The organism is Shewanella zhangzhouensis, from assembly GCF_019457615.1.
Classification (GTDB): domain Bacteria; phylum Pseudomonadota; class Gammaproteobacteria; order Enterobacterales; family Shewanellaceae; genus Shewanella; species Shewanella zhangzhouensis.
Map to the genome: position 1 here is coordinate 1652566 of NZ_CP080414.1, position 13660 is coordinate 1666225.

Here is a 13660-nt window from a genome sequence, read left to right on the forward strand (position 1 = left end):
AAGTGACTCGCTGGTCCAGATATCTGAGGGAAGCGCTTGAAACTGCCGTTTCAACCCTCTATATATGGTGCCAATTTCTACCTTCTCGAGACTTTTGGCGCAAATTAAGCTATGGGTAAATCGCTCGTTATTGTCGAATCGCCGGCGAAAGCCAAGACCATCAACAAGTATCTTGGTAAAGAATTTATTGTGAAATCGAGTGTTGGCCACATTCGTGATCTGCCAACCTCGTCTGCCGCCGAAGGCAAAGCCAGCACCAAGTCAGCTGCCGAAGTTCGCAAGATGAATCCTGAAGACAAGGCCAAATACAAGGCACAAAAGGATAAGCAAGCCTTGGTTGCCCGTATGGGTGTTGACCCCGAACATGGATGGCGAGCCAACTATCAGGTACTCCCCGGTAAAGAGAAGGTGGTCAAAGAACTGCAATCTCTCGCCAGCAGCGCCGACCAAATCTATCTCGCAACCGACTTGGATAGAGAAGGGGAGGCCATTGCGTGGCATTTGCAGGAAGTGATAGGTGGTGATGAATCCAGATACAAGCGCGTGGTATTTAACGAAATTACCAAAGGCGCCATTCAGGAGGCCTTCAGCCGCCCCACTGATTTGAATACCAATATGGTTAATGCCCAGCAGGCCAGACGGTTCCTCGACCGTGTCGTGGGCTTTATGGTGTCGCCTTTGCTGTGGAAAAAGGTGGCCCGGGGCTTATCGGCCGGTCGCGTACAATCGGTTGCTGTGCGATTGGTGGTTGAGCGTGAAGCCGAAATCAAGGCGTTTGTGCCGGAAGAGTTTTGGGACGTTCACGCCACTCTGAGTACACCAGCGGCAGCTGAGTTAGTGATGGAGGTCAGTCGCTGTCGGAATGAAGCTTTTGAACCTGTTACCCAGTCAGAGGCCATGGCTGCGGTTAATGCGCTCGAAAAAGCGGCTTTCACCGTCACAGATCGTGAGGACAAGGCTACCTCCAGTAAGCCAAGCGCTCCCTTTATCACCTCCACCCTGCAACAGGCGGCGAGCACCCGTTTGGGCTTTGGGGTGAAGAAGACCATGATGCTGGCCCAAAGGCTCTACGAAGCCGGCCACATCACCTATATGCGTACCGATTCAACCAACTTGAGCCAGGAAGCGCTGGAAAATGTGCGCGCGCACATTGAAAAGGAATTTGGCAGTAAGTATCTACCCGAGTCTCCAATACGTTACGGCAGCAAAGAAGGTGCACAAGAGGCTCACGAAGCCATACGTCCTTCAAACGTTAAGGTAGAATCTGCCACCCTGACCGATATGGAAAGGGACGCACAGCGCCTCTATGAGCTGATTTGGCGGCAATTTGTGGCTTGTCAGATGACACCTGCCGTTTACGATGCAACCCGCTTAACTGCCAAAGCTGGCGATTATGAGCTTAAGGCCAGCGGCCGTATTCTCAAATTTGATGGTTGGACCCGTGTACAGCCTGCGCTGAAGAAAAAGAACGAAGAAGACAACACCCTGCCGGATGTTCAGGTGGGTGATACGCTCTCGCTCAAGGCGCTGGATCCCAAGCAGCATTTTACCAAGCCTCCTGCACGTTACAGCGAAGCCTCGCTGGTAAAAGAGCTCGAAAAGCGCGGCATTGGCCGTCCATCAACCTACGCAGCCATCATCTCGACCATTCAGGACCGTGGCTACGTGAAGGTGGAAAACCGCCGTTTCTACGCCGAAAAGATGGGTGAGATTGTCACCGAGCGTTTGGTCGAAAGCTTCAGTGAGCTGATGAACTACGACTTTACAGCGGGAATGGAACAGACTCTGGACGATGTTGCCAAGGGCGACAAAGACTGGAAAGGCGTGCTGGATGGTTTTTATAGTGGCTTTACCGCCAAGCTGGAGAAAGCCGAGGCTGAACCCGATGCCGGTGGTATGCGTCCCAATCAAATGGTGCTGACAGATATTCCCTGTCCCACCTGTGGCCGCCAAATGGGGATCCGTACCGGCACAACAGGTGTGTTCCTGGGCTGCTCGGGTTATGCATTGCCCCCCAAAGAGCGTTGTAAGACGACCCTGAATCTGACGCCGGGTGAAGAAGCCATCAGCGACAGCAGTGAAGATGCCGAGACCGATGCGCTTAGAGCTATGCATCGCTGTAGTAAGTGCGGCACGGCCATGGACTCTTACTTGCTGGATGAAACCCGAAAGCTTCACGTGTGCGGTAATAATCCCGAGTGTGACGGCTATGAGGTTGAAAAAGGCGCATTTAAGCTTAAAGGCTACGAAGGCCCCATCATCGAGTGCGACCGCTGTGGCAGCGATATGGAGCTAAAAAACGGCCGATTCGGTAAGTATTTTGGCTGTACCAACGAGAGCTGTAAAAATACCCGTAAGCTCCTTAAAAATGGGGAAGCTGCGCCACCGAAGGAAGATCCTATCCATCTTCCGGAGCTGAAATGCACCAAGTCTGACGCCTATTTTGTGCTCAGAGACGGCGCTGCAGGGATCTTCCTTGCGGCCAGTACTTTCCCGCGCTCACGGGAAACCCGCGCGCCTTTGGTTGAAGAACTGAAGAAGTACCGTGAAGCCCTGTGGCCCAAGTATCAGTATCTGGCGGATGCGCCTGTTGAGGATGCCCAAGGTAATAAGGCGCTGGTGAAATTCAGCCGTAAGACCAAAGAGCAATATGTGGCCACTGAAGTCAATGGTAAAGCCACAGGTTGGAGTGCTCACTTCAAAGATGGTAAATGGGTTGAGTCCAAGTAAGGCGCTTTACCGGGCAACGAATATCAGGTTGCCACATAAAAAATCCCCGCAATGCGGGGATTTTTTATGGAACAGATCTAATCAGTGCAGGCGTTACCATTTCTTTTTGGGTTGGAACAGCATATCCAAATCGTCGCCTTCTTTGCGGGAGCTGGGCGCACTTGGCTGGGACAGTTTCTGTGCTCCCATGATTTCATCAAGCAACTGTTTGGCTTCATCAACTTTGCGACCAATAAAAGGATCGTTGGGTGTCTGCGCCTTAATCGCGTGCAGGGTTGAAAGCGCCTTGGTCACCATCTGCTTGGCAGAGCCGTACTGTTTCATGTAACAGGCAGCTCTCGCGCGGGAAATCATGGATTCGACGTTGATACGCAGTTGCAGGCTGTCTACCCGGGCCTCTTCATCGGCAAATATCATGGGGTCGACTTTGCCTTTATTGTGCTCTGCTCTCAGTATGGCTTTGAGTTTTTTGAGGGTTTGCACAATCACCAGAATTTGCTTGTCGTTATCCGGTAAGCGGAAGCTTTCTACGGGCGGTACATTCAAGGCACCTTTCATGCCTTCGATTTGGCTCTGCACATCAATTAATCGACGTTGGTAATCGGACTTGGGTTGCCCCGAACTCAGATCGACTGCCACCGCCAGGGCTTCCTGGATGCGTCGATAAAGCACCATCACCACATGGGTGCTGCAGGGAAACATACCTGTGTTGGAAAGTACGCCTTCGGTCTCATCGATAATCGCCCGTTGCCGTGCAACTTCTGTACGCCGCTCGGCCTCTGCACGTTCCTTTTGCTGCTGAACGACATTGACTCCAATAATGAGCAGCAACAAGGCCCCACAGGCGAGCAGGATCATTAATAACATAGGTCGTCCATTATTGTTACAATTCAGCCAATGCTACAATAAATCAATAAACTAGCATAGATATCTTAGCGCAGCTTGGGGGACATGTCGCTCAAATTGGGCGATTGGGTTTTGTTATTCCTGTTTGATTTAATTTAATCGGTGTACTATAACCCATGATTATAGATAGCCAGCTGAAGATTGGCCTCCCGCCCCTTGGGAGTGGCTAAGGAAGCGAGATGAAACTTCAACAACTCAGATACATTGCCGAAGTGGTTAACCATAACCTGAACGTGTCCGCCACGGCAGAAAACCTCTACACCTCACAGCCGGGGATCAGTAAACAGGTACGCATGCTCGAAGATGAGCTGGGGATCCAGATTTTTGGCCGCAGTGGCAAGCATTTAACACACGTAACACCGGCGGGTGAGCAGGTGATAGCCATTGCCAACGATATTCTGGGTAAAGTTGAAAGTATCAAAAAAGTCGCCGAAGAGTACACAAAGCCGGATCAGGGCGAGCTGAATATTGCCACTACCGATACCCAGGCAAGATACGCGCTGCCTCACATCATCAAGGGCTTTATCAAACGCTATCCCAAGGTGAACCTGCATATGCACCAGGGTACACCCACACAGATCAGTGAGCTGGCTGCCCGTGGCGAAGCAGACTTTGCCATTGCCACAGAAGCTATGCATCTTTATTCAGATCTCATCATGCTTCCTTGCTACCACTGGAATCGCTCCATCGTGGTAACCCGGGATCATCCCCTTGCCGGACGCAGCCAAATCAGTATCGAAGAGTTGGCCCGTTATCCACTGGTAACCTATGTGTTCGGTTTTGACCGTGCGTCAGAGATTGAACGGGCATTCAATCGCGCGGGTCTGGAGCCAAGGCTGGTGTTTTCTGCCACCAGTGCCGATGTGCTAAAGACTTATGTTCGCTTGGGACTCGGTGTTGGGGTGCTGGCGTCAATGGCCATTGACCCCAATATCGACCGAGACCTGGTGGCCATCGATGCCAGTCATTTGTTTGCGCATTCCACCACCAAGATTGGCTTTCGAAAGGGCAGTTTCCTCAGAAGCTACATGTACGACTTTATTGAGCTTTTTGCGCCCCATCTTACCCGGGATGTGGTTGAAAAAGCCGTGGCTCTGCGTGACCCTATACTCATCGAAGAGATGTTTGCCGACAGAGAACTGCCTATTCGCTGAGTTGGTTTACACCCATAAAAAATCCCGCACTAAGCGGGATTTTTTATGGAGTGAGAATTAACACTCAACAATGTTCACTGCCAGGCCACCCTTGGCGGTTTCCTTGTATTTACTGCGCATATCACGGCCGGTGTCCATCATGGTCTTAATCACTTTGTCGAGCGACACCTTGTGATTGCCATCGCCACGAAGTGCCAGACGCGAGGCGTTGATGGCCTTGACCGCACCCATGGCATTACGCTCAATGCAGGGCACCTGTACCAGACCGCCTACCGGGTCACAGGTGAGGCCCAGGTTATGCTCCATACCAATCTCGGCTGCATTCTCAACATGCTCAACCGTGCCACCCATGATTTCAGTCAGCGCAGCGGCCGCCATAGAGCAGGCAACGCCCACTTCGCCCTGACAGCCCACTTCAGCGCCGGAAATAGAGGCGTTTTTCTTGTAAAGAATGCCAATGGCAGCGGCAGTCAGAAGATAACGTGCGCAAATATCCACGTCGACTTGCTGCACAAAGGTATCGAAATAGCAGAGCACCGCCGGGATAATACCCGCAGCACCATTGGTAGGGGCTGTGACCACACGGTCGCCCGCCGCATTTTGCTCATTCACCGACAGCGCAAACAGGTCCACCCAATCCATTGCATTCAGTGGGTCCACGTTGTTACGGCCTTCGGCTTGCAGGCGACGATAAAGGCCAGGGGCTCGACGACGCAGCTTGAGCCCGCCCGGAAGCATACCTTCCTTCTTGTAGCCTTTCTCGATACAGGTTTTCATGGTCTGCCAGATATGCCACAGCCGCGCTTTAACGTCTTCTTCGCTGGCCAATGTCAGTTCGTTTTGCATCATCAGGGATGAAATCGACAAGCCATTATCCGTGCACATTTCCAGCAACTGCTGGGCACTGTTGAAGTCGTAAGGTGCTGCCTTGATGGGCGTGGCGGGTGAAGGGTTCTTACTTTCGATTTGATCTTCATCCAGCACAAAGCCACCGCCTACCGAGTAATAGGTACGCTGGTACAGACACTCACCACCGGCAAAGGCATAGAGAGTCATGGCGTTGGCATGGGCGGGCAGCGTCTTGCGTCTGTGGTAGATGATGCCGTCTTCACGGGTAAACTTGACGGTTTTACCCTGTGCCAGAGTCAGGGTTTCCTGACTCGACACCTGGGCCAGAATGCCATCGATAGCGTCGGTATCAACGGTTTCAGGATCTTCACCCATGAGGCCCAGTATCACGGCCTTGCCGGTACCGTGGCCCTTACCGGTTTGGCCTAATGAGCCAAACAGCTCGGCACGCAGTTCATCAACCTGTGCCAGCATGCCCATCCTTTCCACACGGGCAACGAATTCTTTGCCAGCCTTCATGGGGCCGACGGTGTGAGAACTGGAAGGACCTATTCCAATTTTAAATATGTCAAATACACTGATCATAACTTGGGCCCTGTTTGGATGTAGTTGTTATTTTAGTCGTCTGTCCGATGCTTGCTCGCTCACCGGAGTGCTTTGCGGTAACCTCGGCTGGTCTCCTCTGTAGTGAGGGCAGCAGAATTCGGGATATGAGTCTCCGCAGCCGATAAGTATCCCACAATCCTTTGAGATAGTTTCATTAGTTATTTTTATGCAGTCAGGTTCGGATTAGTCTGACTAACCTCTGATGTTTGAGCCGGGATTACCGTTAAGACAGCGTTATTGCAGTACGGATTTTTATTGAGCATGTATTGGCTTTGTTCAACTGGCCTGACATGTGATGAATTTTTATAGGGAGAATCTATGGGCTTTTTGATGCTTGATATTGCAGGCACCCAACTTGAGCGTGAAGAAGAAGCCTTATTGGCTTCCCCCATGACCGGCGGTCTTATTCTGTTCAGCCGCAACTTTGAAAATCGCGCCCAGCTAAATGCCCTTATTGCGTCCGTCAGACAGGTTCGCCCCGACCTCCTTATTGCCGTCGACCATGAAGGTGGCCGGGTTCAGCGGTTTCGTGAGGGATTCACCCAAATCCCTGCTATGGGTGACATATTGCCGGCCGCTGGCCAGGATATAGCGGTGGCAAAGCGTTGGGCCACGGAGCTGGGCTTTCTGATGGCGGTGGAGCTCCTTGCCAGTGACATCGATTTAAGCTTTGCCCCCGTACTGGATGTGAATGGCGTCAGTGACGTGATTGGCAGGCGCGCATTCAGCAGCAATCCAGATGAGATTACCGAGCTTGCTGATGCCTTTATCCGCGGGATGGAAAGCGCCGGCATGAAGGCGGTGGGTAAGCACTTCCCCGGGCACGGCAGCGTTAAGGCTGACTCCCACGTGGCCATGCCTGTGGATAGCCGCGAGGCAAGTGAGATCCTCAACTTTGACATGCAGCCGTTCAAACAGCTGATTGGTGCCCAGCGCCTAGATGGTGTCATGCCTGCCCACGTGGTGTACAACAAGCTGTGTTCCAATCCTGCTGGATTTTCGTCTTTCTGGTTACAGGAAAAGCTCAGAGGTGAGCTCGGGTTTGAGGGCGTGATATTTTCCGATGACCTGGGGATGGAAGGTGCCGCCTTTGCAGGCGATTATCCATCCCGAGCCCATGCGGCCCTGGCGGCGGGGTGTGACATGATTTTAGTCTGTAATAACCGCGAAGGCGCCTTGGCGGTATTGGCCGCTCACGCGTCACTGAGTGAGATTGATGGCAGGGCGCGCCGTAATGTCGCCACACTCAGGCCTGATCCCATCAAAGCCATTAAGGCATTGGATAACCACGAACGTTGGGAAAAAGCCCGTGAGCTTGCTCTGTCCATTGGTTATCAGCCTTAACTCTGTCCGTCCAAGTTCGCAAAGTTTGCGCATTATTTGATGATGCGCAAACTTTTCTGCCCCTTGCCCTGTTAGGGTTTAGCTATCACAGCACAGTGGGCTTCTCTGATGATCCTCTATTTCCACGGTTTTGACTCTACCAGTCCCGGCAATCACGAAAAAATGCGCCAGTTGCGATTTATCGATGCTGACGTGCGCCTGATTAGCTATTCCACCGAGCATCCCAGATACGACATGCAGCAGATGCTGAATGATGTTGCCCGTGAATTGGCTGAGGTAGATAAGCAGCAGGTCATTGCCCTTGGTGTCGGCTTGGGGGCGTTTTGGGCTGAGCGAATTGGTTTCTTGAACGGCATTCGTGCGGTGCTTATCAATCCCAATCTCACGCCGGAGCACAATATGGTAGGACGCATCGACAGGCCGGAGGAATACGCCGATATCGCCGCCAAGTGTGTTACCGAGTTTCGAAAGAAGAATCAGGGGCGCTGTCTGAGTATTCTCTCTCGCCATGATGAAGTGCTCGACAGCAAGGTGGCGGCAGCCACGCTTTCACCTTTTTATTCCATCGTTTGGGATGATGAGCAGCCCCATAAATTCCCTGAGCTTGGCAGCCACCTGGCAACCATAAAGGCCTTTATGACGGCTTCTTGAGCTCGGGTTTGCTCTTCAACCCGTTTTCGTGACAGTCAGATCTCTGGCGGTGTAGTGGTCGCTTTCAGGTGCGTAGAACCTAAGCCTGGAGCGCATGAGATAAATAGAACTTCCGTACCATATCGCGCCATTTAAATACAGTACGCGGTCTTGATAAAAGCGCTTTCATTTGTGATGCAGATCACAAATGAAAGCATTTTTATCTTTGGGCTAAATCCCGGCATTGAAAATTCACAGTCAGGCGGTAGAGTGTCGGCCTTTCCTGATAGGGTTTGTAACAAATCGTATCAATGAAAGCATTTTGGTCTTAACGGACCTACCGATTGCGTATGTCGCCCGATGCAGCTAACAGCAGTTTTGTTAGCTGTTTTTTTTGCCCCTCATAAAATTCCGCTTCAATTTTCCTTGTTCCGGTTGATGTCGTATGCTCATTACACAATCACTTAGGTGGAGAACCACATGAGGCGTGTGCTGATTCGGGTGAAGGGCAAGGTACAGGGCGTGTGTTTCAGGCGGTTTGCCCTGGAGCGGGCGAGGGAGCTGGGGGTTACGGGTTATGTGACCAATATGGATGATGGCTCAGTGCAAATTCTGGCCCAGGGAAGTGCGCCCTTGGTGGAAAAACTCATCGATTGGTGCTGGGAGGGGTCACCCGCCGCCAGTGTCAATGCGGTCGAAGTCAATGAAGACGAGGCAGATGAAATCTACCTCGACTTCTCAATCACTCAATCCTGATTCTGCTGCTGATTTATCACGTCTGCCTCGGGGGTGTCATCACCCTCGGGTTCGGTGGCGGGTTCTTCCACATCCACGGCGCCAGTGGGCTGCGCCATCTTGCGAATTTGGATCACCATGCCGAGTTTGGGGTGATCGAAGTAATGCACCTGTCCACTGCGTACCCGACGGTTTTGCATCAGTGGAATGGCAAACAGGAACGGCTGCTCTTCAAATGCAATTTGCCGGTCAGTTTTGGCCGCAGATGCGCCTGCTGCCTGGCTGTCGCTCTGGCTCTGCAATGCTTCATCTTCAACCGCTACTTTACGGGTACCCGGGGTTCTTAACACCAGATCGGTTTCAATGTAGAGATAGTGACTCAGATAAATGTTAAGCAGGCCGTCGAGTTGCCATACCGGCTCCGGGGCACGGTTTCTGAGCATACTGGTGCCGTTCAGACCATTCTCTGGCAGCAGTTGGCCTGATACCCCAGTATCGTCAGATGCAATCAGTACCTGAGGATCGGTGCTGTTTGAGCCGGACATCTCCTGGGTAACTGATTGCGCGCTGTCCGAGGTAATCGTCAGACCAAAGGCATTGGTGTTGGCTCCGACTTCCATTACCGGGTCCTGTGGCGGCCGCAAAGTGCCCATTGCCGTGAATCGGTCCGCAAAGTTCTCTCCACCGAATAAGCGAACCGGTGTTGAGGCGTGTCTGGGTTGCATTGCCTGCTGCCAACTCATGTGAAGCAAGGGAGTGACGCCGGACTCCCGGGAAAGCTGTTGCACTGCCTCATTGAATTGCAGTTTGGTGCTATCCATCAAAAGGGCGCCGGCACCGGGTTCTGCCACCATCTGGGATGGCGCGACCACCTTAACAGGCATGGGAGTTGGGTAACTGGGGACAAAGCTCGCTATTTGAATATCCATGGCATCGCAACGCAGGCTATCAACAAGGCGTTCTTCCTCGGAGCAGGGAACCAATGAAGCATCCCTTGGTACCAACACAGGGCTGATTAAATCCCGTCCCTTGGCAAAAGCCGGCAAGCGGGTTTGCTCTGGCCACTCCTCGGCACTGGGCTGATTGCGCTCAAACAGGAACACTTCGACCTCAAACCAGGACTCTGCCATGGCCTGACTCAGGGGCAGCAAACAAAAAGCTGCGCTCATCGCAAGTTTGCGGATCATTATTTTCCTTCTCCAACGCTGTGTTGTTCGAGCTGCTCCAGCAGCAGTTCCAGGAGTTCCAATCGTTCCTTGGCGGTTTCGCAAGGCATGGTGAACCTGAGTTTATTGGGGCCGTCCATACGATAGACTTGGGGCTGAGACGAAAGCAAGCCGATGATAAAGCCGGGGTCTACCCTGTGCTCTTCACCAAACTCAATACTGCCGCCACGGGCGTGCATCTCGATTTTACTGGCACCCAGTCGGGTGGCCCTGTGCTTCTGTACTGTCATGGTTAACAGGTTACGGGTGGCATCGGGCAAGAGGCCGAAACGGTCGATAAGTTCGACCTTCATTTCGTCCACGGCTTTTTCGGTGTCACAGCCCGCAATCCGCTTGTAGAGCGACAGTCGCATATTCACATCGTTTACGTAATCGTCGGGCAGCAGCGCCGGGATCCGTAAGTCGATTTCACACTGAGCGCCCAGCATTTGCCTGAGCGATGGCTCTTTACCCTGCTTGAGTGCCTTTACGGCGCCCTCCAGCATTTCCATATAGAGGCTGAAGCCAATCCTGGAAATATGGCCACTTTGCTCATCGCCAAGCAGTTCACCGGCGCCGCGGATCTCCAGATCCTGAGTCGCGAGCATAAAGCCCGCACCCAAATCCTCCAACGCATCAATGGCCTCGAGCCGTTTGCGGGCATCTACCGTCATCAATTTGGGATGGGGGGTCATCAAGTAGGCATAAGCCTGGTGATGGGAGCGCCCAACGCGGCCCCTCAACTGGTGCAGCTGCGCCAAACCGAAATGGTCGGCCCTGTCTATCAATATGGTGTTGGCACTGGGGACATCGATACCCGTTTCTATGATGGTGGTACACACCAACACGTTAAAGCGTTGGTGGTAGAAGTCCGACATCACCCGCTCCAGATCGCGTTCACGCATCTGTCCGTGGGCAGTCACGACCCTCGCCTCGGGCAGCAGCTCTCGAATGTCCTGCGCGGTCTTTTCGATGGTTTCAACCTGATTGTGCAGATAATACACCTGACCACCACGGAGGATTTCCCGCAGGATCGCCTCGCGCACTGTGGCCTTGTCGTATTCACGCACAAAGGTTTTAACCGCCAGACGCTTGGCCGGTGGCGTGGCGATAATAGACAGGTCACGCATGCCTGACATGGCCATGTTCAGGGTGCGGGGAATGGGGGTGGCGGTCAGGGTCAGGATATCCACATTGGCGCGCATGGCCTTGATACGCTCTTTCTGGCGTACCCCAAATCTGTGCTCTTCGTCGATGATAAGCAGACCGAGCGACTCAAAGTTAAGCTCGGTATTCAAAAGCTTATGGGTGCCAATCACGATATCGACCTTGCCTTCGCCCATGGCCGACAGCACTGCCTGCTGCTCTTTGGCGGTTCTGAAGCGCGACATCACTTCGATACGTACCGGCCAATCGGCGAAGCGGTCTTTAAAGTTTTCAAAATGCTGCTGTGCCAGCAGCGTGGTGGGTACCAATACCACCACCTGTTTTCCGCTGGATACCGCAAGGAAGGCGGCGCGCATGGCCACTTCGGTTTTACCAAAGCCCACATCACCACACACCAGTCGGTCCATGGCCTTGGGCTGGCACATATCGTCGATAACCGCCTTGATGGCAGTTTCCTGATCCACGGTTTCCTCAAAGGGGAAGCCCTGGGCAAACTGCGCGTACTCGGCTTCATCCAGGGTACAGGGTTCACCGGGGCGAGCCTCGCGGCGGGCATAAACGTCCAACAGCTCCGCCGCCACGTCGCGGATTTTTTCAATGGCCTTGCGCTTGGCCTTGCTCCAGCTTTCGTTACCGAGGCGATTGAGCGGCGCCGACTCATCGTTACCCACCGCAAAACGGCTGATAAGGTGCAGCGCTGATACAGGCACATAGAGCTTGTCGCCACCGGCGTATTCGAGCTTGAGGTACTCGGCCACCAGGCCACCGGTGTCGAGGGTTTCCAATCCCTGATACAGGCCCACACCGTGCTCAAGGTGTACCACTGGCTGACCCACCTTGAGTTCGGCCAGGTTTTTGATGAGCACATCCTGACTCAGCTGACGCTGTTTGTCCCGGCGCCTCTCCTGGGAAACCCGCTCACCAAAAAGCTCGGTTTCACAGACCACAGCCACCTGGGATTTGCCAATTTTGAGCTGACAGCCCATAGCCAGCGGCGCCACGACCAGGCCGTGACGGCTGTCTGAGGCCAGAAACTCATCCAAATGACCATAGAGTTTGGGCTTTAGGCCTGCCTTGCCAAGGAGTTCCAGCAGCGCTTCCCTGCGGCCTTCCGATTCGGCCACAAAGGCGATGCGCTGACCTGCCTGGGCCCAGTTGGCCAACGACTCGAGCGGTTGCTTGAGTTTGTGATTGGCACGTATATCGGGCAGGGGAGTGGCTTCGAGGGCTTTATCTCCTTCATCACCGGACAAATCTATCCTGGGATACAGCTTAAAACGGGCAAACAGCTCTTCTGTTGTCTGGTACAGTGCCTTGGGCGGCAGCAAGGGCCGCAGCGGGTCAACCCGGCGGTCTTCGTAGCGGCTGTGGATTTCAGTCAGGTGATGTTCCGCCGCCTGATGCAGTGCCCCTGTGGTGATGATTTGCAGCTCTTCAGGCAGATAATCGAACAGGGTGGCGGTGTCATCAAAAAACAGCGGCAGGTAGTTTTCGATGCCGGCTGGCATCAGATTGCGGCTGACCAACTGGTATACCGACTCGGCCGCGTTGTTGACTGTCTCAAAGGTGCGGCGGTAGCGCTGACGAAAGCCTTCGATGGCCTGGCTGTCGGTGGGAAACTCCCGTGCAGGCAACATGCGAATACTATCTACTTCGCCGCTGGAGCGCTGAGTCTCAGGGTCGAAATGGCGAATCGACTCCACTTCATCGTCGAATAGCTCAATCCTCAGTGGCTCACTGGCGCCGCTGGGAAAAATATCCAGAATCGATCCACGGATGGCAAATTCACCGTGCTCATATACTTGCTCAACCAGGTGATAGCCTGTGTCGACCAGATGCTGTCGCATCTGCTGCAGCTGATAGCGGTCACCTTTTTTAAGGATAAGCACATTGGCGGCCAAAAACGCCTTGGGGGGCAAGCGCACCATCAGGGTCGTGAGTGGCACGATAACCAGCCGCCCCTTGCCACGCTCCAGATTGGACAGGGTTTCGAGGCGCTGGGAAATCAGATCCTGATGGGGCGAAAAGCTGTCGTAGGGCAGGGTTTCCCGGTCGGGAAACAGGCAAATATCGATACCACGGGACTTGAGCAAGTAACCAAGCTCAGCCTCCAGCACCAGGGCTGTGGGCGTGTCGCTGGTCACTATCAGGGTGGTACCCGCGTAACTGCAGGTCATTTCGGCCAGTGTCAGGGCGCGGGCAACGCCGCCAGGCAGCCTGACAGCAGACACCCGGCCTTTGGCCGGAGTCTTGGGAAGACGGTCTACCGTAAATGAGCTCATTCGGATTGGATTGCCGGTTTTTTTACTAAAAATCAGGCGCTCATTGTAGAGG

Annotated in this window: 9 protein-coding genes; 5 read left to right on the forward strand and 4 right to left on the reverse strand. The window is 53.5% G+C overall.

All coding sequences use genetic code 11. From position 1 onward, the window contains the following. The first annotated feature begins 111 nt into the window (after positions 1–111). Positions 112–2730, forward strand: coding sequence for a type I DNA topoisomerase (gene topA, locus K0H63_RS07145; RefSeq protein WP_220067336.1), 2619 nt, complete (start codon positions 112–114; stop codon positions 2728–2730). A gap of 93 nt (positions 2731–2823) precedes the next feature. Here topA and K0H63_RS07150 read toward each other — a convergent pair whose 3' ends face one another. Further along, entirely contained in the window at positions 2824–3597 is a 774-nt protein-coding gene (locus K0H63_RS07150) for a hypothetical protein (protein WP_220067337.1), read from the reverse strand. Between the two features lie 218 nt (positions 3598–3815). Between K0H63_RS07150 and cysB the strand changes: the two genes are divergently transcribed. Next, the gene (gene cysB, locus K0H63_RS07155) at positions 3816–4790 is read left to right on the forward strand and encodes an HTH-type transcriptional regulator CysB (RefSeq protein WP_011759439.1); all 975 of its coding nucleotides are present in this window, start codon (positions 3816–3818) and stop codon (positions 4788–4790) included. 57 nt (positions 4791–4847) lie between these two features. Here the strand turns inward: cysB and K0H63_RS07160 are convergent, their stop codons facing one another. After that, entirely contained in the window at positions 4848–6224 is a 1377-nt protein-coding gene (locus tag K0H63_RS07160) for an L-serine ammonia-lyase (RefSeq protein WP_220067338.1), read from the reverse strand. A 339-nt stretch (positions 6225–6563) separates the two neighbouring features. On the opposite strand from K0H63_RS07160, the gene nagZ reads away from it, so the two are divergent. From nagZ to K0H63_RS07175, 3 genes are all read left to right on the forward strand, one after another. Next, positions 6564–7589, forward strand: a complete 1026-nt coding sequence (gene nagZ / locus K0H63_RS07165) for a beta-N-acetylhexosaminidase (protein WP_220067339.1) — start codon at positions 6564–6566, stop codon at positions 7587–7589. 108 nt (positions 7590–7697) lie between these two features. Beyond that, positions 7698–8240 carry an alpha/beta hydrolase YcfP gene (gene ycfP, locus K0H63_RS07170; RefSeq protein ID WP_220067340.1) on the forward strand — a complete coding sequence of 181 codons (543 nt, stop codon included), beginning with the start codon at positions 7698–7700 and terminating at the stop codon, positions 8238–8240. Between the two features lie 459 nt (positions 8241–8699). After that, complete coding sequence (locus tag K0H63_RS07175; protein ID WP_011759443.1) at positions 8700–8975, forward strand: acylphosphatase; 276 nt, start codon at positions 8700–8702, stop codon at positions 8973–8975. Here K0H63_RS07175 and K0H63_RS07180 read toward each other — a convergent pair. Both K0H63_RS07180 and mfd read right to left on the reverse strand, forming a co-directional pair. After that, positions 8966–10141, reverse strand: a complete 1176-nt coding sequence (locus K0H63_RS07180) for a peptidoglycan binding protein CsiV (RefSeq protein WP_220067341.1) — start codon at positions 10139–10141, stop codon at positions 8966–8968. The two genes, K0H63_RS07175 and K0H63_RS07180, sit on opposite strands and share 10 nt — an antisense overlap. Continuing rightward, positions 10141–13608 carry a transcription-repair coupling factor gene (gene mfd, locus K0H63_RS07185; protein WP_220067342.1) on the reverse strand — a complete coding sequence of 1156 codons (3468 nt, stop codon included), beginning with the start codon at positions 13606–13608 and terminating at the stop codon, positions 10141–10143. Before mfd ends, K0H63_RS07180 begins: the two co-directional genes overlap by 1 nt. Between the last annotated feature and the right edge of the window lie 52 nt (positions 13609–13660).